This window comes from Stenotrophomonas sp. STEN008 (assembly GCF_056760435.1).
Genome location: NZ_JBRRET010000035.1, coordinates 1 through 19,123, shown reverse-complemented (window position 1 = coordinate 19,123; position 19,123 = coordinate 1). Strand labels below are relative to the sequence as shown.

At 64.7% G+C, this 19,123-nt stretch carries 23 protein-coding genes and 1 tRNA gene; 15 read left to right on the top strand and 9 right to left on the bottom strand.

The genetic code is table 11. The annotated features are described in order from the left end of the window. Nucleotides 1-33 precede the first annotated feature (33 nt). Nucleotides 34-420, bottom strand: coding sequence for a DUF2946 family protein (locus ACVOME_RS14985; RefSeq protein ID WP_481505245.1), 387 nt, complete (start codon nt 418-420; stop codon nt 34-36). 130 nt (nt 421-550) lie between these two features. After that, nucleotides 551-931, bottom strand: coding sequence for a tautomerase family protein (locus ACVOME_RS14980; RefSeq protein WP_074900404.1), 381 nt, complete (start codon nt 929-931; stop codon nt 551-553). 369 nt (nt 932-1,300) lie between these two features. On the opposite strand from ACVOME_RS14980, the gene ACVOME_RS14975 reads away from it, so the two are divergent. The 8 genes from ACVOME_RS14975 to ACVOME_RS14940 all read left to right on the top strand — a co-directional run bounded on the left by ACVOME_RS14975 (nt 1,301) and on the right by ACVOME_RS14940 (nt 7,014). Then, nucleotides 1,301-1,747, top strand: a complete 447-nt coding sequence (locus ACVOME_RS14975) for a PAAR domain-containing protein (protein ID WP_128989783.1) — start codon at nt 1,301-1,303, stop codon at nt 1,745-1,747. After that, nucleotides 1,747-2,250, top strand: a complete 504-nt coding sequence (locus ACVOME_RS14970; RefSeq protein WP_128989785.1) for a DUF4123 domain-containing protein — start codon at nt 1,747-1,749, stop codon at nt 2,248-2,250. The genes ACVOME_RS14975 and ACVOME_RS14970 overlap by 1 nt, the downstream gene beginning before the upstream one ends. Next, nucleotides 2,231-2,578, top strand: coding sequence for a hypothetical protein (locus ACVOME_RS14965; RefSeq protein ID WP_481505237.1), 348 nt, complete (start codon nt 2,231-2,233; stop codon nt 2,576-2,578). Before ACVOME_RS14970 ends, ACVOME_RS14965 begins: the two co-directional genes overlap by 20 nt. Before the next feature lie 193 nt (nt 2,579-2,771). Then, the gene (locus tag ACVOME_RS14960) at nt 2,772-3,353 is read left to right on the top strand and encodes a Tox-REase-5 domain-containing protein (protein WP_481505236.1); all 582 of its coding nucleotides are present in this window, start codon (nt 2,772-2,774) and stop codon (nt 3,351-3,353) included. Then, nucleotides 3,350-4,111 (top strand): Imm52 family immunity protein, encoded by a 762-nt coding sequence (locus tag ACVOME_RS14955; RefSeq protein ID WP_481505235.1) that lies wholly within the window; start codon nt 3,350-3,352, stop codon nt 4,109-4,111. Before ACVOME_RS14960 ends, ACVOME_RS14955 begins: the two co-directional genes overlap by 4 nt. A gap of 459 nt (nt 4,112-4,570) precedes the next feature. After that, nucleotides 4,571-4,975 (top strand): hypothetical protein, encoded by a 405-nt coding sequence (locus ACVOME_RS14950; RefSeq protein ID WP_461288977.1) that lies wholly within the window; start codon nt 4,571-4,573, stop codon nt 4,973-4,975. A gap of 52 nt (nt 4,976-5,027) precedes the next feature. Next, nucleotides 5,028-5,591 (top strand): hypothetical protein, encoded by a 564-nt coding sequence (locus ACVOME_RS14945; protein ID WP_461288978.1) that lies wholly within the window; start codon nt 5,028-5,030, stop codon nt 5,589-5,591. A 250-nt stretch (nt 5,592-5,841) separates the two neighbouring features. Beyond that, nucleotides 5,842-7,014: an integrase family protein gene (locus tag ACVOME_RS14940; RefSeq protein ID WP_053091131.1), complete on the top strand. Its 1,173-nt coding sequence runs from the start codon at nt 5,842-5,844 to the stop codon at nt 7,012-7,014. Between the two features lie 30 nt (nt 7,015-7,044). Here the strand turns inward: ACVOME_RS14940 and ACVOME_RS14935 are convergent, their stop codons facing one another. Continuing rightward, nucleotides 7,045-7,617 carry a hypothetical protein gene (locus ACVOME_RS14935; RefSeq protein ID WP_481505234.1) on the bottom strand — a complete coding sequence of 191 codons (573 nt, stop codon included), beginning with the start codon at nt 7,615-7,617 and terminating at the stop codon, nt 7,045-7,047. A gap of 106 nt (nt 7,618-7,723) precedes the next feature. Between ACVOME_RS14935 and ACVOME_RS14930 the strand changes: the two genes are divergently transcribed. The 7 genes from ACVOME_RS14930 to ACVOME_RS14900 all read left to right on the top strand — a co-directional run bounded on the left by ACVOME_RS14930 (nt 7,724) and on the right by ACVOME_RS14900 (nt 15,043). Next, nucleotides 7,724-7,918: a helix-turn-helix domain-containing protein gene (locus tag ACVOME_RS14930; protein WP_208043910.1), complete on the top strand. Its 195-nt coding sequence runs from the start codon at nt 7,724-7,726 to the stop codon at nt 7,916-7,918. A 100-nt stretch (nt 7,919-8,018) separates the two neighbouring features. Beyond that, complete coding sequence (locus ACVOME_RS14925) at nt 8,019-8,390, top strand: hypothetical protein (RefSeq protein ID WP_481505233.1); 372 nt, start codon at nt 8,019-8,021, stop codon at nt 8,388-8,390. Then, nucleotides 8,387-8,650, top strand: coding sequence for a hypothetical protein (locus ACVOME_RS14920; RefSeq protein ID WP_414611674.1), 264 nt, complete (start codon nt 8,387-8,389; stop codon nt 8,648-8,650). Before ACVOME_RS14925 ends, ACVOME_RS14920 begins: the two co-directional genes overlap by 4 nt. Beyond that, nucleotides 8,640-9,131, top strand: coding sequence for a hypothetical protein (locus ACVOME_RS14915; protein ID WP_099474394.1), 492 nt, complete (start codon nt 8,640-8,642; stop codon nt 9,129-9,131). The genes ACVOME_RS14920 and ACVOME_RS14915 overlap by 11 nt, the downstream gene beginning before the upstream one ends. Before the next feature lie 259 nt (nt 9,132-9,390). Further along, nucleotides 9,391-9,693 (top strand): hypothetical protein, encoded by a 303-nt coding sequence (locus ACVOME_RS14910; RefSeq protein ID WP_481505232.1) that lies wholly within the window; start codon nt 9,391-9,393, stop codon nt 9,691-9,693. Nucleotides 9,694-9,784: 91 nt separating this feature from the next. Continuing rightward, nucleotides 9,785-11,050 carry a phage major capsid protein gene (locus tag ACVOME_RS14905; protein ID WP_481505231.1) on the top strand — a complete coding sequence of 422 codons (1,266 nt, stop codon included), beginning with the start codon at nt 9,785-9,787 and terminating at the stop codon, nt 11,048-11,050. Nucleotides 11,051-11,323: 273 nt separating this feature from the next. After that, nucleotides 11,324-15,043, top strand: coding sequence for a phage tail protein (locus ACVOME_RS14900; protein WP_481505230.1), 3,720 nt, complete (start codon nt 11,324-11,326; stop codon nt 15,041-15,043). An 18-nt stretch (nt 15,044-15,061) separates the two neighbouring features. Here the strand turns inward: ACVOME_RS14900 and ACVOME_RS14895 are convergent, their stop codons facing one another. The 6 genes from ACVOME_RS14895 to mltG form a co-directional block, all read right to left on the bottom strand. Next, nucleotides 15,062-15,622, bottom strand: a complete 561-nt coding sequence (locus ACVOME_RS14895; protein ID WP_481505229.1) for a hypothetical protein — start codon at nt 15,620-15,622, stop codon at nt 15,062-15,064. An 86-nt stretch (nt 15,623-15,708) separates the two neighbouring features. Then, a tRNA-Val gene (locus ACVOME_RS14890) sits at nt 15,709-15,783 on the bottom strand. Between the two features lie 113 nt (nt 15,784-15,896). Next, nucleotides 15,897-16,250, bottom strand: a complete 354-nt coding sequence (locus ACVOME_RS14885; RefSeq protein ID WP_053520428.1) for a PilZ domain-containing protein — start codon at nt 16,248-16,250, stop codon at nt 15,897-15,899. Beyond that, nucleotides 16,247-17,203: a DNA polymerase III subunit delta' gene (locus tag ACVOME_RS14880; protein ID WP_065175960.1), complete on the bottom strand. Its 957-nt coding sequence runs from the start codon at nt 17,201-17,203 to the stop codon at nt 16,247-16,249. Before ACVOME_RS14880 ends, ACVOME_RS14885 begins: the two co-directional genes overlap by 4 nt. After that, a complete protein-coding gene (tmk, locus tag ACVOME_RS14875; RefSeq protein ID WP_111187152.1) occupies nt 17,200-17,865 on the bottom strand; it encodes a dTMP kinase in 666 nt (221 codons plus the stop codon). The genes ACVOME_RS14880 and tmk overlap by 4 nt, the downstream gene beginning before the upstream one ends. Continuing rightward, a complete protein-coding gene (gene mltG, locus ACVOME_RS14870; RefSeq protein WP_111187153.1) occupies nt 17,862-18,923 on the bottom strand; it encodes an endolytic transglycosylase MltG in 1,062 nt (353 codons plus the stop codon). The genes tmk and mltG overlap by 4 nt, the downstream gene beginning before the upstream one ends. Nucleotides 18,924-19,123: the final 200 nt, after the last annotated feature.

Genomic DNA, 19,123 nt, shown 5'->3' with positions numbered 1-19,123 from the left:
CCATCAGAGGGAATGCACGGCCGCGTGCGCGGCTCAGCCCGCCAATGCCGCCGGTGGTCCCCGCGCCCCGAGGGTTCCCGCCAGGCGCGCGGGCACTGCCAGCACAGCGCCCAGCCGCGCCCGGCAGACCGGCGCCAAGGGCACCAGCAGCAGGAACGTCGCCACCAGCAGGGTGATCAGCCGCGCCGCGATCAGGCAGTAATCGCAATCCACGCCCATTTCGTGATCGGCGTGTGGATCGGCGGGCGGATTCTTCGCGGCCTCACCGTGCGGCGTTGCCATCGCATGATGGCCGTGATGGCCTTCCATCGTGTGCTGCGCATGCAGCGAATGATCCATCGCCGCCACCGGCGCCGCCGCTGCCACGCGGCCGTGCGCCACCCAGCGGCTCACCAGCGGGGCAAGCAGCACCAGCAGCAGGGCGAGCCATGCCAGGGCCTGGAACCGGCGGTGGAATCGGGGGCGGTGCACCCGGGCATTCTACGGCGCGGCGCCGCAACCTTGGACCACGTTCAGGGTTTTACCCCTGCGACAGGGTGACGCAGGCGCCTCACGTCGCGTACTGGGCAACGCCATGTCCGAACGACCAGTTCTCCTTCTTCACTTCCACCAGATTGATGAACACGTCCTCGCGGCGGATGCCTACTGCCGAATGCAGGCCGTCAGCAATGCCCGCGTACAGCGCCTTCTTCTGCTCCAGGGTGCGGCCCTCGTTCCAGGTGATCTGGATGCAGATGAAATCGTCGGAGCGCTGCACACCCAGATAGCTGGGGTCGTAGACCAGGGTGGCGGCGTCGTGCTCCTGGAAAATCTGGAAGCGGTCGTTCTCGGGCACGCCGACCGCGCGCATGGCCTGGTAGATGGCCTCGCCGACACGCTGCAGGTAGTCGGCGGATTGGCCTTTGCGGAGATCGATGCGGGCGAGCGGCATGGTGGGGCTCCCGGGTGGAGGGTTGGGAGACGATGCGCCGGGCTGCTGGATTTCTGTGTGAAATGTCGCGCGAACGCGCGTCCCGTTTAGAGCCCTGCAATTTCCTCCCCCAGGAGGGCGCACTTCTCAGCTTCCCTGCCGCTCCGCGTTCGTTCTCTGATTACGAGGGTGCATGTCGCTTCTCGCAGGTTTCTGAACTCATCAACGCAGCGTCGCGCAGACCACGTCCCTGCCCTCATTGACTGAATCCCGCGACCCCAAATTTCTGGAAAGCTCTTGTTTCTCCAGCAGAAACGGGAGAAGCGATCACAATCAGCAGCTGCATGGAGTGCCATAAGTGACAGCATGATGGCTGCAAATGCTTGATGGATGTCGTTGCCGGATTGCAGGCTGGGCACCGACCAACAGGTTCGATATCTCAACGTGAGACGACACTGGATTGTCGTTGGTGACACGACCAGCAGCAGCGGACGCGTCATCAACGGCTCACCCTGCACAGACATCGAGGGCCGCGCCGTCGCACGTGAAGGCGACAGCGCCACCTGCCCGCTGCATCAGGGGGTCTTCCCGATCATCGAAGGCGAGCCCACCCTTATCATCGACGGTCACCCCGTCGCGCTCCACGGGCACCGTCTCGCATGCGGCTGCCAGCTTGTTTCCACCCAACAGCGCCTGGTGTACGTCAGCGAAGGGCCTTGTACTGCCGCACCCTCAACGATTGATGTCTCGACAGGCTCCTCTCCCGGAGCGGCCATCTGCCTGGAGTGCCTGCTCACTGCAGGCACCAGCGGCGCTCCGCTTCTGGTGCGCTCGTGATGGCGTGGACAGCATTCGCTTTGGTGGACTGCGCCGCCGCCCCTGAACGAGAGGGCGAACTCCGCCATTACACTCAGCAGGACGCACTGCTCCACCGCTCGCTGTTCACAGGACAGCCCGAGAGCGATCTCGTCCAAGCTTCTCCCTGGCTGATCGAGTTACCTTGGGGAGCGATCCAGAGACCTGTACATCACTGGCTGACCTGCCTCGGTCGTCAGTCTTCGGGCGTCACGATACTGGCTTCAGCGACAGCCTTCGATCCATTGTTTCAACATCTGCAGACGAAACTGGACATCTCGCTGCCGGACGGGTCGTTGGCATTGATGCGCTACTACGACCCCAGAGCCTTCCTCCGATACTGCGATGTCCTCACTCCCCGACAACAGCTGGACCTGCTCGGTCCGGTACTGGAGTGGCAGGTCACGTTGAACAGTCAGGACTGGACTCTGGTCCGAGCCGATCTCGAAAGGCCAGGTGCATGCGATGCTGACACTCAGCGCTGAACAGTATGCGAGGCTTTGCCTCCCGGATCCAGCAACGTTCGTCGTCCCGCTTTCGCGCGAAACCAGAAGACACTTTCCTGTCGAGACCGCCCAACGAAGCGACGACGAACTCGTCGAGGACGTCCGTGCAAGTTACCGGCACGCTACGACATCCCTGCACATCACGCATCTACCGACGCTGGTGCGCTGGGTGAAAGCCGATGTGGCCTGGGCCCGCGGGTTGCGTGACCAGGCAGTCACCCGGGTCTGGTTCAACGAGACCACCCATCCCAACGCCACGGCAGAGGACCTTCTGGCGCTGCTGGCCTCTTCCCGCATCACAGACTGAACTGAAGGACCAGAAAATGGGTGCTGTGCCATTCCCTATCCCCCCTCCCCCGGTGACGTCGCCAGGGGCATGGGATCCGGTCCGCGATGCTCCCGTTCCGCTCCCAGGCCAGATGCCAGGAAACACGGCAGGCGGCCCGACGCTCGGCCAGATATGGAGGAAGATCAAGGAAGCGGCGGGTGTCGAAACTGGAGTGAAGACCGAACCCAGGGTGCAGACAAGCGAGACAGATTGCTCGCAGACGAGCAACCAGAATGACTGCAACGCCTGCAAGCTGGCACAAGGCTACCTCGTGCCCGCGAACTACACGATTCCACTGACCCAGTACCGGGACTACGACTACCAGCTGCGAATCGCCAATCGCCTGGCCGGACCGGAGAGCTTCGATTACACGTATGGGGGAACAACGCTGGACCGTGCGCGATTGAAGTTGGCAGGCCGCAAGAGCAGGAATCGCATTACCGTAACCGAGTGGAATCATGACGGCATTCGCTTTGATGGATTCTGGCGCGCTCAGTGCACTGTGGTAGAGACCAAGGGCCACTACAAGCAGTTCTTTGAAGATGATGGCGAGTTGCGCTTCTGGGCCCAGCTTGATCGAACTCGACCCACCATCCTGGAGAGCTGGCTCAGACAATTTCATAGACAGCGCGCACATGTTCTCGCGCTTGGCCGACCCGCAAAGCTGGAATGGCACTTCCTTGAGATCGAGTGCTTCGACATCGCGGTCAGGCTGTTCAAAGATGATTCCTTCCGCTGCAGGCACTCACCATGACGCCCATGTTCAGAACTGTCGTAGACGCGTGGATCGCCACTGAAACGCTTGACGCGCAAACTGTCTATGGCCGGCTCCAACCGCTCGTTCGATTGCTCCAGGACGTGCATCCTGCGTTCCACCGCTGGATTGAGCATTCACGCTCGAATGGGGCAATTCCATATTCCGATGAAGAGCGCTTCGTCCAGATGCTGGCGTCCCATGCCGAGCAGGACGGACAGGAATTCCCTGATGACCCGGATGCCGGAGGCGCGGGCGCCAACCTCACCACTGCCATGACCGCCAGGGAGTGGAAAACCCCTGGAAGGGCTTCCATCGAGTATTACCCATGGGCGGGACGACTGACGATGACGATCTTCAGGCCCATCGAAGCATTCTCTGCGGAAGGCGCCACTTCGGTGGTACGCCAGTGCGTTGCGGCGCTATCAACCGCCATGGTTGCCGATCATGTAGCTACAGACGTTGTATGTCCCCTTCCAACCGGCAAGGGCTATGACACCTACTATGCCAATCATCGCCTCTTCCCCCATCGACGCTGGCTGGGCTGGATGGGTTTTGTACCCCACCTCGTGCCGAAGAAATTCATTCCTGAAGCGGCGTCCATGGAGGTCGTGAAAGGCAAGGGAACGATGATCGTAGCGCTGGACGAACCCTTCGATCTGCGCAACCCGGAACATCTGAGGCGCGTGCATCAGGTTGAACTGCGGATGGCGAATGCCGGGCTGCTGGATATCACCGACCCGACGCTGCTCGAGTGATCCGGGCATCGTGCGCAGCGTGACGCAAACAACCCGCGGCGCGTACCGCGTTGTCGCGAAGTGCACCGACAGCCCGTGCAGCGCGTCGCATCGGAAGTGACGTTGCTCGCAGCGCGCCCGTGCACTGTCGCACAGATCGAGATCTCCCTCCTCCGCATTGGCATGAAAGAGAATTTTCCTTACAGACCGATGTGATTGCGCAGCCGGATGATCGCCGCGCCGAGGCAGATTGCCTTGGCCGGGATTGGCGTCTCGAATAAACGAACGAACTTCCACCGCTGCGGTTCACGCCTCAGCAGAGAGAATGCACCGATTGCCTTCAATGGCGGCCGGTGCGTGGGGATCGACAGATCCGCCAGGCCTTCCTCTCGGTGGAAGTTCGTTTGCCTTGGTACGCCAACCCGCACCGTCCGCCACCTTCGCTTCGGAAGGTGGCCCCACGCCAGTGAGGGTTTCGCCATGACCAACCGCACCGCTGTCCATCCCCGCCTGCACGCCCTGATCGGCGACATCGCCGCCGACGTGCCCGAGGACCTCGCACGCGAGATCGAGTGCGCCTTGCACGAACAGAGTCTTCCCGTGCAGTCGCCTGCCTTCTTCACGTATCTCAATGCCATCAGCTGCGCCGACGGCGATGACGGGCAACCGTGCAGCAGCCTCACTCTGGGCGCCAGCAATCACGCCTCGCTGCGCCGCTCGCTGTCCGGACTCAGTGCATTGCTCGATCTGCTGCAGGCGGGCGATCGAGCGCGCGCCGAGGGTGGCCCGGACCAGCAGTTGGGTGCCTTCCACACTGATGGACTTATCGTGGCCGCACGACAGCTGGTGCGCGAGGCGAATCATTGCCTCTCCGGCGCTGACTGACCGGCCCGGATGCCCTCCCGCTACAATCGCGCAGGGAACGCAGGAGGCCGCAATGGACGCCGAACACCTGGAGTACTTCAAGGCCGCACTGGAAGGCCGCGCAACCGTGGGTTGGAACATATGGTTTGCCGCCAATCAGCACGCGCTGGCACAACAGCTGAGCCGCCCTGCACTGCTGCGGTTGAAGTTCAGAAAACTGGATGAAGCCGAGTGCCTGCTCGCCGACGCCGGCATCGTACCTCGCAGTACGGCGGGCAAACGCTACGAAATGTACTGCGCCCAGTTCTCGGAGGACGTGGTGGACGCAAACGGTCGCCCGCTGCCGGCCATCTGGCGCGCGGCGCACGGCGGTGCGATCGGCCTGCTGGCCGAGGGCGAACACGAGGCCGGCCAAGCGAAGCTGTTCGCGGAGTTCCGCCGCGTCCGCAAGCGTGGGCTGCAGCAGGCCCACGAATGGTTGGCTGATCTGTGCTTTGAGGGCGAGATGGAACTGACCAGCGGCAATGCCGAGGTCGGCCGTAATCTGCTGACGGTGGTGGTGCAAGCCGGTAGCGGCCACGACCTCTTGGATGCGACGGCGATGATCGCGCGGGATCTGCTGGACCAGCACGGCTGATGGCAGCCGCAGCAGCGACGCCGGCACGTATCATCAGACAACAAAAAAGCCCCCATTGCCGGAGGCTTTTTTCGTTCTGCAACATGGTGGGCGGTACAGGGATCGAACCTGTGACCCTTGCCGTGTGAAGGATGGCATAGGCCCTTGTCGCACAAGGCTTTCGGCTAAAGACCCTTGATTTCCTGTGTCGTTGCGTCCCGCTGAATTTGGCCGCACACTGCAGTTTGCACTTATGACGCACTTACGGGACATGGGAACCAAGCTGACGATCCGCGCCGTGGAGCTGGCCCAGCCCAGCGAGAAGCCCTACGAGATCAGCGACAGCGACATGAAGGGCCTGCTGCTGCGCGTGCAGCCCTCGGGCGTCAAGTCCTACATCGTGACGTGGGGGCGCGGGAAGCGCCGAACGCTCGGCAAGCACCCGGTGATGACGCTGGCCGGCGCGCGCGCTGCGGCTCTGGCCGCGCTGTCGGAGGCGTCCCAGCATGGCGCCCCGCTCGCCGTGGTGGCGCCCAAGAGCGAACTCACCGTGGCCGATGCCTGCCGCGACTACGTGACTGCCCTGGAGAAGGATGGACGCAAGACCGCATCGGATGACGCCAAGCGCCGGTTTGAGCGCTGCCTCTACGGCGACAAGCTGGGCAAGGTGCGCCTCAAGGATCTCCACCAAGATCACATCGAAGCCTGGCGCGATCGCGTGGAAAAAGGCGATCTCCCGCCGCTGCCCGTGAAGCGCGGCCGGCCACCGGTGGCGAAGCCCTTGGCACGCTCCAGCATCAACCGCATCCGCACGACGCTGGTGGCCGCCCTGAACCACGCCGTGGCCCGTCGCAAGGTATCCCCCGATCTTGCGTTCGAGTGGAACGCCGTGAAGCCACTCAAGGACGCCGGGCAGCGCCGGGGCCTGTACCTGGAGCGGGAGCAGCGCCGCGCGCTGCTGGAGGCGGCTGAGGGGCCGGTGCGCGACCTAATCGAGTGCGTGGCGCTGACGGGCTGCAGGCCGGGCGATCCGTCGCTCTGCCTGCGCTCGGACTATGACGGCCGCACTGCCAGCGTGAGGTTCCGCAGCAAGGACCACGACCGCAAGATACCGCTCTCCCCCGCCGCCACTGCGCTGTTTGACCGCTTGGCCAAGGGGAAGCTACCCAAGGCACACCTGTTCACCCAGGACGGGAAGAAGGTGTGGACGCCCAGCGACTGGAGCGAGCTTGTTCGGGATGCCTCAGCGCGCGCTGGGCTACCTGCCGGCGTAACGCTCTACACGCTGCGCCACTGCTGGATCACCGACGCTATCGTGGGCGGCATGGACCTGCTGACCGTGGCGAAGCTGGCCGGCACGTCGCTGGCGATGATCGAGAAGCACTACGGCCACTTGGTGCAGGGCGCAGCGCGCGACAAGCTGGCTCAGGTGCAGTTCCTCTAAATCACGCCAATCAGAGTGATCTTGCAAGCCTCATAACTGAGGTTTGCCGGGGGATCCGGGGCTTGCAGTCGTTCCGAAGCCTGGCCACCCTCTCCGGTCTTGATCAAGTAGGGACGCCCCACGCGGAGACAACGCGTTGCTGATGATGTACTCGGCCATCTGCTGGATTTTTGGCCAGTGCTTATCGGCCATCTCATACAGCTCATCTTGGGTGATCTCGCAGTCTCTATTCTGCTCCAGTGCCTGCATCTCCACGCTGTACTCAACCAGCTCCGCGGCGATGCGGTCCTGATAAGTCATCAATTCCGGCGCATGGAGCAGCATGGTGAGCGCACCCTTGACCGGCGTGAAGTCCCACACGTCATCGAGCAATGACGACAGCGATGCGTAGTAGCTGTCGTTATTGAGCTGATAGTTGGAGAGGCCGGCATTGAGCGCCCACTCGACCGCCTGACTTAGGGAACGGTGCTGTGCGCGGGCGAGCAACTCCAGACCCAACTTCAGCTTGGGCGGGAGCCGGATGCTGAATTGCTCCAGCTTCTCCTCGGGTGCCTTGCGGGGGCGGCCGGGCTTCTTCTTCGCGGGTAAATTCTTGTTTGCCATGGCGGCGAGTTTCGCAGGTTGAAAAACCTGTTGCAACGGCCAATTGAGCGTGATAGCGTCTCCACAGGTTTCGCAGTGTGCGAAACCTGCACAACCTGGAGATGAAATGAAGCCTCAAGCCGAACGCCTCAGCTACACCACCGAAGAGGCATGCGCCGTCACCGGCCTGAACCGCAATGCCCTTTATCGGGCGATGGCGGCGGGCCAGCTCAACACTTTCAAGGTGGGGAAGCGCCGCATGGTCTCGGCGCGCGCGCTGCGTGAATACATCGAAGCCCGCGAGAAAGAAGCCGCCGCCTAAGGGGCAAGCCATGACCAGGTGCACAAAAAGAGAAACGGCCCAGCTGGTTCGCACCCAGCTGAGCCGCAGAAGCCATCGAACCCTAGGCAGGAACGAGACCATGAAGAAGACTGTACAGCAATCAGCGCCCGATTCAATCGGGCAAACCCCCGATGCGCATTCAGAAAACTCTGACGCGCTGGCGCCGGCAGACACTCGCTACGACTGGCTGCGCGAGGAATGGCGGCAGAGCAACCACGCTGATCAGTACCGGCTGGAGATGGTTGATCGCGCCCTGTACGCCGCCAGTGGGCTCCAGAGGATTTTGATCCGGGAACAGCGCGGCCGCGCGCTGCAGGCCGCAGCCCCCGATCAGCTGTCCCATGACCTGCTGGACGAGCCAGAGGCGGAATCGATGTGCGACGCGGTAGCGCTGCTCCTGCACCTGGCAATCGACACCTTGGAGCCCATCCGGAGCGGGGTTGCCCGATGAGCCGCCGTCCTGCGGTTGAACCCATCGCATGCGACTGCTGCGGCAAGCCGCTGCTGCCGGTGTTCGGCACGTTCCATCGTGTGGAGCGGGAGTTTGGGTGGGCATCCCTCCCCTACGTGCTGTGCGGTGACTGCGCCCTGCAGCACAGGGGCAACCCGTCTGAGGCCCGCGTGCGCGAGTGGATCATGACGCGCGCGGCGCGCGCTGGGGCGGACTGGTTGCGCGCGGTCACGAACGTGGTCACGCCTCATGGCAGCTGAGAGGAACCGCCGCAAGATCACAGGCCGGCAGTCGAGCGACACGTTCGTTCGGTTGCCCCACTCGATGATGCGGCATCCGGCCTTCTTCGCGCTCAGCGGGGCAGCAATGAAGATGCTCCTGTTCTTGGCCGCGCAGTACAACGGGCGCAACAACGGCGACCTCAGCGCCACAAAGGCGATGGTAGAAGGCGCTGGCGTGTGTGCTGCGAGTAAGAGCAAGGAGCTGCTGGCCCAGCTGGAGGAGGCGGGGTTCATCGTGCAGACGCGACACGGCATCAAGAAGCAATGCCATCTGTACGCGCTCACCTGGGTAGGTATTGATCGCTGCCCCGGCAAGAACCTGGAGATCGCTGCGGGCCCACCACGCAACGACTGGCGCAAAACGCATCTTCAACACCCCTCAGGGGTGCAAACAGAATCGCAATCTCAACACCCCTCAGGGGACCACGTAACACCCCTGAGGGGTGCAAAAGCAGCATGAGCCAGTCGATAAACACCCCTGAGGGGTGCAAATACAGGCAAATCGCCCGTTTTTTACACCCCTCAGGGGCCCCCCTTATAGATATCTACCAAGCGGGAGCGCAGCGGACGCTTGGCGCTGTTGCTCCTGCGCTGTTGATTCACCCGCTCTCCGCCTCACTGCACCACCGAGCGAAAGGGAACGGGGCGCACCCCATGCGCCCGCTGCACCCGATGCACCACGTTCACCAGTGCACGACGTTCACCACCAGGAGGAAACCTTGAAACCGAACAGCACGCTCGCGCACAGCCTGGACGCGCTGCGCGCAACGATGGATGGCCGTGCGGACACAACCGCTGCACTGCTGCGCCAGCAGGCAGAGAGTCACGGAATGTGGATCAGCGCGGATGGGCGCGTTGGCGAGGCTGACTTGGCCAAGCTGATCGGTATTGCGCCTGGCACGCTGGCGAACAAACGCAGAGAAGGCACAGCACCGGAAAGCTACGCACTCGGCGGCGGCAAGCACAAGATCACCTATCGACTGATCGATGCCGCGCGCTGGCTTGAGGCGCACAGGAAGTAAATAGGTCAACGCAACTCCACGTAACCTCACGGTAACTGATGGTTGGAGCTGAGCCTGAAACGGACACTGGACTCCTACACAGGAGCCAAGCATGACTAAGCCAACCAAGATCGCACGCGGCATTCAGGCCGTACGCGCAGAGGCCGAGCCGAACGACGTGGCCGGCCTCATCACCAAGCTCAACGCCGCCTTCGATCAGTTCAAGGCCAAGCACACCGCCGACGTGGACGCCGTGCGCCAGCAGGTGGACGAGAACACCACCGCGCTGGCCGCGTGGCAAATGAACGGCCGCAGCGACAACGATTCTCCGGAAGCTGACCTGGACGGCGGCGGCATCAAGGTGCTGCGCACCCCGGCTGACTTCCGGGCGCACTACGCCAGCCGCCGCGAGGGCGATGAAAAGCCGCGCGCTGCCGAAACCACGCTGACCGACTTCATGCGCGGCGTGGCCGGCATGAGCAGCACCGAGGCCGTGATGGCTTCGCTTGCAGTCGGCACCGACAGCGCAGGCGGCTACGTGGTCCCGGACGTGGTGATGCCGGGCATCCTGTCCGCGCTGGTCCCGGCGTCTTCGCTGTTGCAGGCGGGCGCGGGCATCGTTCCGATGGGCTATGGCGCCAAGTCGGTATCCACCGCTGCCATCGACAGTCTGCCCACCGCCACCTGGCGCAATGAACTAGGCAACATCAGCGAGAGCGAGCCGACCCTGCGCTCTGTGCAGTCAACCCCGCGCAGCCTGGCGTGCATCGTGCGCGTATCGCGCGAGCTGCTGGCCGATGGCTCGGACGTGGATCGCGCGCTGCGCCAGGTCATCGCACAGGCGTTCGCCAAGGAACTGGACCGGGTTGGTCTGCTGGGCTCGGGCACGGCGCCGGAGCCACGCGGCCTGCGCAATACGGCGGGCATCAACACAGTGTCGCTGGGCGCCAATGGCGCCGCCCTGGACAGCTACCGCCCGCTGCTCAGGGCATACGGCTCGATCATCGACGTGAACGCACCAGCGCCGACTGCCGCGATCATGGCCACCCGCACGCTGATGGACTTCGAGGGTCTGACGGACACCACCGGCCAGCCGCTCCAGCGCCCGCGCCTGATCGATGGCATGTCGTTCGTGCCAACCAGCCAGCTTCCGACCAATGTGGAAGCTGGCACGGCCACCGACGCCAGCGAAATCTTCGTGGGCAACTTCAGCGGCCTGTACTTCCTGATGCGCGAGGCGCTGTCCATCCAGCTGCTGCGCGAGGCGTACGCCAAGACGGGCGAGATCGGCTTCCTGTGCCACGTCCGCGCTGACGTGGTCATCAACTACCCGCAGCAGTTCACCGTCATCACTGGCGTACGGCCGGCTGCGGACTGAGTAAGGGTGGGCCTGCAGGTTCACAGGCCAGGACCAGCCGGCGGTGTCCGCAACAACACCGGCAGGGCGCGGCGGAACTCTTAGCCCGCTGAGCGCCCCCGACAAGGCCCGCAAGGGCCTTCATTGGTACAGGGGGAGGGAAAAGTTTCGGACCCTCTCGCTGCGACACGTGCGCCCCCCTTTCTTCGCGCATCCACAGTTGGCCGGACGACCCCCTACCCGCCCGCAAGCAGCTAAAAACAAGCCGTTTCAGCCCAAAAGAGGCTTTCCACTATGTCGCTTTACACGCTTACCGTCGATCTGCTGATGAAGTCGGGCTCCTTTGAAAAAGGGATGACCCGGGCCGAGCACGTCGCCGGCCAGAAGGCCGCCCAGATCCAAGCCTCCATGACGCGCATCGCGACCGTGGCGGGCGCGGCGCTGGGCACCGCCGCCGCCGCCGCCGGCACGGCTGTGTTTACCTGGACCAAGCAGGTTGGGCAGCTGGCCGTGGAGTACGACCGCTTGGGCAAGCTCTCCGGCACCACCTCGCAGGACTTCCAGCGCATGGCCGCAGGCGCCCGGACGGTGGGTATCAGCCAGGAAAAGCTGGCCGATATCTTCAAGGACGTTCAGGAGAAGATCGGCGACTACGCCCAAACGGGCGGCGGCGAGATGAAAGACTTCTTCGACAACATCGCCAAGGGCAGCGGCCTCACCGTCGAGAGCTTCCGCAAGCTGTCTGGCCCCGACGCCCTGGGCCTGTACTTCAAGAGCCTGGAGAAGGCGAACCTGTCGCAGTCGGAGCTGACCAGCTACATGGAGGCCATCGCCAGCGATTCGGCGATGCTGATCCCGCTGCTTCGCAACAACAGCGCCGAGTTCAACCGCATGGGCAACGCGGCGGAGGCCGCAGGTAGCATCATCGACACGCAGCTGACCCAGGCAATGCTGGGCATGCGTGATGTGACGAACCGTGCGGAGCTGTCCCTGCAAGGCATGAAGGTGCAGGTTGTGGCTGGCATCCTGCCGGCCCTGCAGGACTTCACCGACCAGCTCGACGCGGTGGCAGTCAACGGCAACTTCGCCAAGGAAGCGGCCGACGCTCTCTCCGGTGCCATCCGGGGCGTCACCGACGCGGTACGGGATGGCGGCGCCGTTGTGGACTTCTTCGACCGTATCCGGGGTGGCCTGGTGGGTGTGGAGAAGCAAGGCCATGCGGCGTTCAAGCTGGCGACCGGTCAATACGCGTTCGGCGGTGGCGGCTGGGAGGGCTTCAAGAACGAGTACGCACAAGGCACTGCGTATGCCGATAACGGCTGGAAGGCGATGCAGCCCAAGACCGCCAAGCGGCCCAGCGTCACTGTGCTGGAAGGATCGGAGCGCATGCCCGAATGGGCGTTGTTGCCGGCCACGCCGGACGCCTACGAGCCGCCCAAGGCGCGGGGCAAGGGCGGCGCAGCGAAGACCGGGAATGCGGAGTACGACCGGCAGGCCGAACTGCTGCGACGCTACACGGCTGAGGCGGACATGGCCGCCGCTACGATGGCCGGCCCGCTGGCCGAGGCGGAGCAGAAGCACAAGCAGCGTTTGGCCGAGCTGAACAAGGAACTGGCGGCCGGCAACATCACACGCGCTGCCTTCAACACGCTGGAGAAGGAGTCAGCGGCGCAGCTGGCGGCGACCACCGCCGAGCTGGACAAGCGCAAGCGGGCGCCGCAGGCGCTGCTGGACACCATGAGCGGCGAGCTGGACATGATGCGCCTCATCGGGCCGGCGCGGGAGCGCGCACGCCGTGAGATGCAGAACCAGCGCGACATGCAGGAGGCCATCAACGAGGCGAACGCGGCCGGCGCCGGCATCACCGCCGACCTCAGCGCCTCGCTCATGGCACAGGCGCGCGCTGCGGCACAAGCCAGCATCGACGCGGACAAGTACGCCGCAAGCCTCCAGCAGTGGGCCGACGTGGGTACTTACCTGGTCAGCGACACCGCCGACGCTATGGCCGACTTCGTCGCGGGCGGCCTGCGCGATTGGTCCGGCATGTGGGACGACATGAAGGACATTGCCAAGCAGGGGTTGCGCGACATTGCGCGCCAGCTGCTGGAGCAGAAGCTGGTGATCCCGATTCAGACCCGCATCATGGACGGCATCAATGGGCTCGGCAGCGGCAACGGGTTGAGCCTCAACAGCATCTTGGGAATCTTCGCCGGCAACGGCACTGCCGCAGGCGGCCAGAACGCCGGCAACATCGCCAGCCTGCTATCGAAGGGCCAGAGCGCTATCGGGTTCACCCCCGGCGCCGCAGCCGCGGCGGGTGGCTTCGGCCCGAACACCGTGATGGGCTTCGGCAACAACGTGGCTGCACTGACGGGAGGTGGCACGGCCGCTGCCAGTGGGGCCGGTGCCGCAGGAGCGGCTACCGGTGCGCTCGGCGCCGTGGCGGCGTTTGCTCCCTATGCGGCGCTGATCGCGATGGGTATGCAGATGGCCGGCAGCGCGTACAAGCAAGGGTTCGGACTGGAGAACCAGGACAAGTTTGACCTGCTGAAACGTGGCCACTTCGCCTCCGGTGGCCTGTTGACGCCGGTCATGCTCGACAGCATGTCGCTGGACGTGATTGGGCGCGCGCTCGGCATGAACCGAAAGACGGCGGCGATCTTCTCCGGCAGCTCGCTGCTGGGTAAGGCATTCGGGCGCAGTGCGCCCAAGATCACCGGTCAGGGCATCACGGGCGATTACGGCTTCGGTGGCCTGGACGGGCAGAGCTACGCGGACGTGAAGCAAAAAGGCGGCTGGTTCCGCTCTGACAAGAAGTGGACCCAGTATGGCGCGCTGGATCCGGGCATCGATCGCACGTTCGACATGGCGGCTCGGCAGATCCGGGGCGCAACCACTGACTTGGCCAAGCAGCTGGGCGTGGACCTGAGCAAGCAGCTGGCCGGGGTCAAGGTGAGCCTGGGCAAACTGTCGTTGTCGGCGGATTCGGCGGAGGCCCAGCAACAGCTGGAGTCCTACCTCGCCGGCATGCAGGATCGGCTCTACACGGAGGCCGTGCGGGCGGCGGGCTTCGGTGGGCAGTTGGATGGCTACTTCGACTCGGCGGACGTGTTCGCGGCGCTGGGAGCATCCATCGAGCTGGCGGTGGGCAACGCCGACGAGCTGGGCCGGGCACTCAACGGCCTGGAGATCGACAAGGTGAACAAGGCCGTGGACTACTTCCAGGACCTGGCCGGCGTTGCCGGTACGGACCTGGCCACGCAGATCAACAAGGTGTCGGGCCTGCTGGGCAACTACTCCACCCTGATGGCCGACGTGTCGACGCAGCTGCTTACGGGCGACCTGACCGCCTACCAGCAGCAGGCGCTGAGCATCGAGCGCACCTACCGCCAACAGGTGAAGTCCGCCAACGACTACGCAAAGGCGTTGGGCCTGTCCGGCGCGCGTGCTGAGGACCTGGCCAAGATCGAGGCACTGCGCGCTACCAACATGGGCAAACTGCAAGCGCAGATCGACAAGGACAAGAAAGCCATTAGCTATGGCCTATCTGTGAGCGACCTGTCGCCGCTGACCGATCAGGAGAAGCTGCAGAAGACCATGCAGGAGCTGGAGCGGGCGGTGTCGGGCGGCGACAGCAGCGCAGCGCAGGCGGCCGCGCAGGCGGCGCTGGGCTTCGGTCGGAACCTCTACGCCAGCGGCCAGGACTACAACAGCCTCTACGGGCAGGTGACGGGCCTGATCGACGGCATGAAGGTGGGCGACCTCGACAAGGGTGGCGTCGGCATGGGCGAGCTGGCCGACACCATCGAGGCGCTGCCGGACAACTTCGCGCGCGCTGTGTTCGACCTGGTGGTGGACAAGGACGGCCAGGCCGCGACCACGGCGGCGGTGCAGCAGAGCAATGCCCTACTCGCCCAGGTGGTGGATCGGTTGGACCGGATCGAGGCGGCCAGCAGCAAAACGGCGGCGACCACCAGCAGCAACGCACTCCGGGCATCACTTAACGCGCGATGAGAATCGCGAACACCGAGTCTACAGTTCGTCGTCCAGCGTCAACACGAAAGGATCCGGCGGCAGCTCTTGCCCTTCATAGAGAGAATCAAGCGCATCATCGATTGCTACGCTGATGCGTTTGATTTGGTATTCGCAGACCTGACCAAGCGAGGAGAAAAACCCGCCACTGATGTAGTAAGTTTCGAGCTTTAATGCGATCCCAATGCGGGACACAGGAATAACATCGTCAGGAGCGGCACCGGGCGGCACAATCGACAGCTTGCGGGCGTTTTGGTCATTGTGCGCAATCACTTCGTGCCGCGCCCTGATCACGTCATTGTGGACGTCGCGCATCCACGCATGTTCAAACCTACCCCATCGGCTTGGGAGCACACCCAGGGCGGAGTTCACGAAGGGCTTTGCGTAGGAGACAACAGAGGATGCGTACAGGTGATAGTAGAGCGGGTGATCGAACCCATTCACGTGCTTGACCATGTGTTCGCACGCCTTTCGGCTGGCGAAGAAGTCAGAACGAGCTAGGGCGAGCTTGTAAAGCCCCATCTTCATCTGCCGGCGAGTCATCTGCTTATTGGAGCTCATTCGATCTCCTGCACTTACTCTGCACTTACGAAAAAGCCGGCTCAAGGCCGGCTTTGACGTTTCCCCTTAAAGATCAGGGTTTTATATGGTGGGCGGTACAGGGATCGAACCTGTGACCCTTGCCGTGTGAAGGCAATGCTCTACCGCTGAGCTAACCGCCCGGTGTGTTGCTGAGCCGCTCATTATAGGAATTTTTCAGAGGCCGTCAACAGTTTTCACATTCGTCTTCACGGGTGTTTTCGAGGCATGCCGCCGGGCGTGGCCCGGCGCTACCTCACATCGTGTGGGTGGGCTTGTCCGAGCTGGTCAGGCCGGCCAGCTGGGTCTCGATCTTGTGGCGCACGCCCTCGCCTTCGGCGCCGTCGGCCAGCTGCACGCCGATGCCCGCGGTACGGTTGCCCTGCGCCCCTGCCGGGGTCACCCAGATCACCTTGCCGGCCACCGGCAGGCGCTCGCTGGAATCGGGCAGGGTCAGCAGCAGGAACACCTCGTCGCCGAGGAAGTAGCGCTTGGGCGTGGGCACGAAGATGCCGCCATTCTTCACGAACGGCATGTACGCGCTGTACAGCGCGGCTTTGTCCTTCACGGCCAGGGACAGGATGCCCTGGCGGGCGTTGCTGGCACTCATCGATTTCCCCTTGCGGCAGGCCGCTCGTTCACCTTGTTCCAGGCCAGCAGCAACTCGACCACCGCAAGGTCTGCACGCACCGTGGTGCGCAGCAGGTCGCGGGTGCGGTTGGCAGCGTCGAACCAGGCTGCCAGCTTGTGCAATCGCTCCGGCGCGGTCAAGGCGTCCGTGCTGGCCTGGGCCAGCGCCAGGTCGGCGGCGAAGCGCAGGCGCAGCGCCGCGTTGTCGTCACCGCACCACTTCTGCGCCAGCTCCACCGCGCCGGTCCTGCCGGCGGCCAGCTGCTCCAGGTCGCGGGCCACCTCACGGCGCAGGCTCAGCCCGTCCTCGCGCAGCCAGTTGTCGGCCTGGCCGGGATGGCCACGCGCGGCGTCCAGCGCTTCGCGTGCGGAGGCGTCGCTGTGGCCCTGCTGCTGCAACCAGGCCAGCGCTTCCTCGTGCGGCGGCAGCTTGAACTCCAGGCGCTGGCACCGGCTGCGGATGGTCTGCGGCAGGCGTGCCGGGTCGCTGCTGATCAGCCACAGGTAGCGGCCGGGCTGCGGTTCTTCCAGCGTCTTGAGCAATGCATTGGCCGCGGAGCGGTTGATCGCATCGGCCGGATCGACGATCACCACCTGGGCCACACCGTACTGCGGGGTCAATGCCAGTTTGTCGGTGATCTCGCGCACCTGCTCGATGACGATCTCGGTACGCAGCTTGTCGCCGCTCTTGTTCGGAATGAAGCTCACCAGCTGCAGGTCCGGGTGGGTACCGGCAGCGATCAGGTGGCGGGTGCGCGTGGCGTGCGCGGCATCGCCCTGCGCCAGCACGTGGTCGGCCAGCGCCAGTGCAACCTCGCGCTTGCCCAGCCCGGCCGGGCCGCAGATCAACAGGCCATGCCCCAGCCGGCCCGCGTCGAGCGCGGCCACGGTCTGATCGAATGCGCGCTGCTGCCAAGGCGAGAAGGTGCTCATGCGCCCTTTCCTTCCTGCAGCCAGCGCTCGACCTGCGCGATCACGTCGGCGGCCACGCGTTCCTGCACCTGGCCCGCGTCGATCACGGCGAAGCGCTGTGGATCCTGCTGGGCGCGGCTGCGGAACACTTCACGCACGCGCTGGAAGAAATCGTCCTGCTCGCTCTCGATGCGGTCCGGCCACAGGTCGCGGCCATTGGCGCGCGCACGACCGACCGCCACGTCCACATCCAGCAGCAGGGTCAGGCCCGGCAACAGGCCAACGGCACGGCGCTCCAGCTCGGCAATCCACTGCGGGTCCAGGCCACGGCCCCCTCCCTGGTAGGCGTAGCTGGAATCGGTGAAGCGATCACTCAGCACGTAGGCACCGCGCTGCAGGGCCGGCTGGATCACCTCCCGCACGTGCTGCGCGCGGGCGGCGAACACCAGCAGCAGCTCGGCCTCGGCGCTGAGCGGCTCGGCGGCGATCTCGGCATCGGGCTTCAGTATCAGGCTGCGGATGCGCTCCGCCATCGGCGTGCCGCCCGGTTCGCGGGTCAGCACCACCTCATGGCCATGCTGGCGCAGGCACGCGCGGATGGCATTGATCGCGGTGGTCTTGCCGGCGCCCTCGCCGCCTTCCAGGCTGACGAAACGCGGGTGGCGTAGCAGCGCGGGACTCATTGCGCCGGGGTCTCCTGGGTGCGTTGCTGGCGCAGCTGCTGCAGGTAGCGCGCTACCGCAGCGTTGTGCTGGTCCAGGCTGGACGAGAACACGTGCGCGCCACTGCCATCGCCAACGGCGACGAAATACAGTGCATCCCCCGCTGCCGGCTGTGCCGCGGCCATCAGCGCGTCGCGGCTGGGCATGGCGATGGGGGTCGGGGTCAGGCCCGCACGGGTATAGGTGTTGTAAGGCGTATCGGTGGTCAGGTCGCGGCGGCGGATGTTGCCGTCATAGGCCGCGCCGATGCCATAGATCACGGTGGGATCGGTCTGCAGGCGCATGCCGATCTGCAGGCGGCGCATGAACACGCCGGCAATCTGCGGGCGCTCGCTGGCCAGCGCGGTTTCCTTCTCGATGATCGATGCCAGCGTCAGCAGCTCGTACGGCGTGTTGATCGGCAGGTCCGGTGCACGGCTCTGCCAGGCCTCGTCCAGCGCCTTTTCCATCGCCGCATGCGCACGCTTGAGCACATCCACGTCGCTGTCACCGCGCTGGTAGATGTAGGTCTCCGGCAGGAACCGGCCTTCCGGATGCTGGCCGCCGAAGCCCAGGCGCTGCATCAGTGCCGCATCATCAAGATCATCGGTGGTGTGCAGCAGTGGATCGGCACGCTTCAGCGCCGCGCGCAGCTGGCGGATGTTCCAGCCTTCGATGATGGTGACGCGGTGCTGCAGGACCTTGCCGGCGCGCATGCGCAGCAGCAGCTCGCGCGGGGTCAGCTGGCTGTCCAGCGCGTACTCACCCACCTTCAGCTTGCCGGCGGCGTCGAGCTGGCGTGCCAGCAGCTGCCACTGTGCGTCCTGGCCTTCGTCCACGCCCGCCTCGCGCAGCTTGCGCAGCACGGTGTTCAGGCCATCGCCGCTGGCGATCACCACGGTCTCTGCGGAGGGGGAGATCGGGGCATCGGCGAACTGGGTCTGCTTGTAGAAGAACCACGCGCCCGCGCCGGCCACGACCGCGACCAGCACCACCAGCAGCGTTACCACGAACAGACACCCGCGCTTGGCTCCCGCCATGGATTACCTCAGAACTCGATTCCGTCGTGCAGGATACCGTGCCGGTGGTGTGGGGTCATGGCCGGGGTGGCACTCAACCCCGCTTCGCTCGCCGGGCATGGCCCGGCGGGGGTGGATGGGGTGCGCCGGGGCCGGGCCCGGGGGGGGGGGGGGCCGGCCCCAGGGGGGCCCGGGGGGGGCGGCCGGCCCCCCCGTTTGGG

Bases quoted from the DNA above. Each gene is read 5' to 3' on its own strand.
- ACVOME_RS14980 (WP_074900404.1), bottom strand. From the start codon at position 931: ATGCCGCTCGCCCGCATCGATCTCCGCAAAGGCCAATCCGCCGACTAC.
- ACVOME_RS14975 (WP_128989783.1), top strand. From the start codon at position 1,301: ATGTCGTTGCCGGATTGCAGGCTGGGCACCGACCAACAGGTTCGATAT.
- ACVOME_RS14970 (WP_128989785.1), top strand. From the start codon at position 1,747: ATGGCGTGGACAGCATTCGCTTTGGTGGACTGCGCCGCCGCCCCTGAA.
- ACVOME_RS14965 (WP_481505237.1), top strand. From the start codon at position 2,231: ATGCTGACACTCAGCGCTGAACAGTATGCGAGGCTTTGCCTCCCGGAT.
- ACVOME_RS14955 (WP_481505235.1), top strand. From the start codon at position 3,350: ATGACGCCCATGTTCAGAACTGTCGTAGACGCGTGGATCGCCACTGAA.
- ACVOME_RS14950 (WP_461288977.1), top strand. From the start codon at position 4,571: ATGACCAACCGCACCGCTGTCCATCCCCGCCTGCACGCCCTGATCGGC.
- ACVOME_RS14945 (WP_461288978.1), top strand. From the start codon at position 5,028: ATGGACGCCGAACACCTGGAGTACTTCAAGGCCGCACTGGAAGGCCGC.
- ACVOME_RS14940 (WP_053091131.1), top strand. From the start codon at position 5,842: ATGGGAACCAAGCTGACGATCCGCGCCGTGGAGCTGGCCCAGCCCAGC.
- ACVOME_RS14935 (WP_481505234.1), bottom strand. From the start codon at position 7,617: ATGGCAAACAAGAATTTACCCGCGAAGAAGAAGCCCGGCCGCCCCCGC.
- ACVOME_RS14930 (WP_208043910.1), top strand. From the start codon at position 7,724: ATGAAGCCTCAAGCCGAACGCCTCAGCTACACCACCGAAGAGGCATGC.
- ACVOME_RS14925 (WP_481505233.1), top strand. From the start codon at position 8,019: ATGAAGAAGACTGTACAGCAATCAGCGCCCGATTCAATCGGGCAAACC.
- ACVOME_RS14920 (WP_414611674.1), top strand. From the start codon at position 8,387: ATGAGCCGCCGTCCTGCGGTTGAACCCATCGCATGCGACTGCTGCGGC.
- ACVOME_RS14915 (WP_099474394.1), top strand. From the start codon at position 8,640: ATGGCAGCTGAGAGGAACCGCCGCAAGATCACAGGCCGGCAGTCGAGC.
- ACVOME_RS14905 (WP_481505231.1), top strand. From the start codon at position 9,785: ATGACTAAGCCAACCAAGATCGCACGCGGCATTCAGGCCGTACGCGCA.
- ACVOME_RS14900 (WP_481505230.1), top strand. From the start codon at position 11,324: ATGTCGCTTTACACGCTTACCGTCGATCTGCTGATGAAGTCGGGCTCC.
- ACVOME_RS14895 (WP_481505229.1), bottom strand. From the start codon at position 15,622: ATGAGCTCCAATAAGCAGATGACTCGCCGGCAGATGAAGATGGGGCTT.
- ACVOME_RS14885 (WP_053520428.1), bottom strand. From the start codon at position 16,250: ATGAGTGCCAGCAACGCCCGCCAGGGCATCCTGTCCCTGGCCGTGAAG.
- ACVOME_RS14880 (WP_065175960.1), bottom strand. From the start codon at position 17,203: ATGAGCACCTTCTCGCCTTGGCAGCAGCGCGCATTCGATCAGACCGTG.
- tmk (WP_111187152.1), bottom strand. From the start codon at position 17,865: ATGAGTCCCGCGCTGCTACGCCACCCGCGTTTCGTCAGCCTGGAAGGC.
- mltG (WP_111187153.1), bottom strand. From the start codon at position 18,923: ATGGCGGGAGCCAAGCGCGGGTGTCTGTTCGTGGTAACGCTGCTGGTG.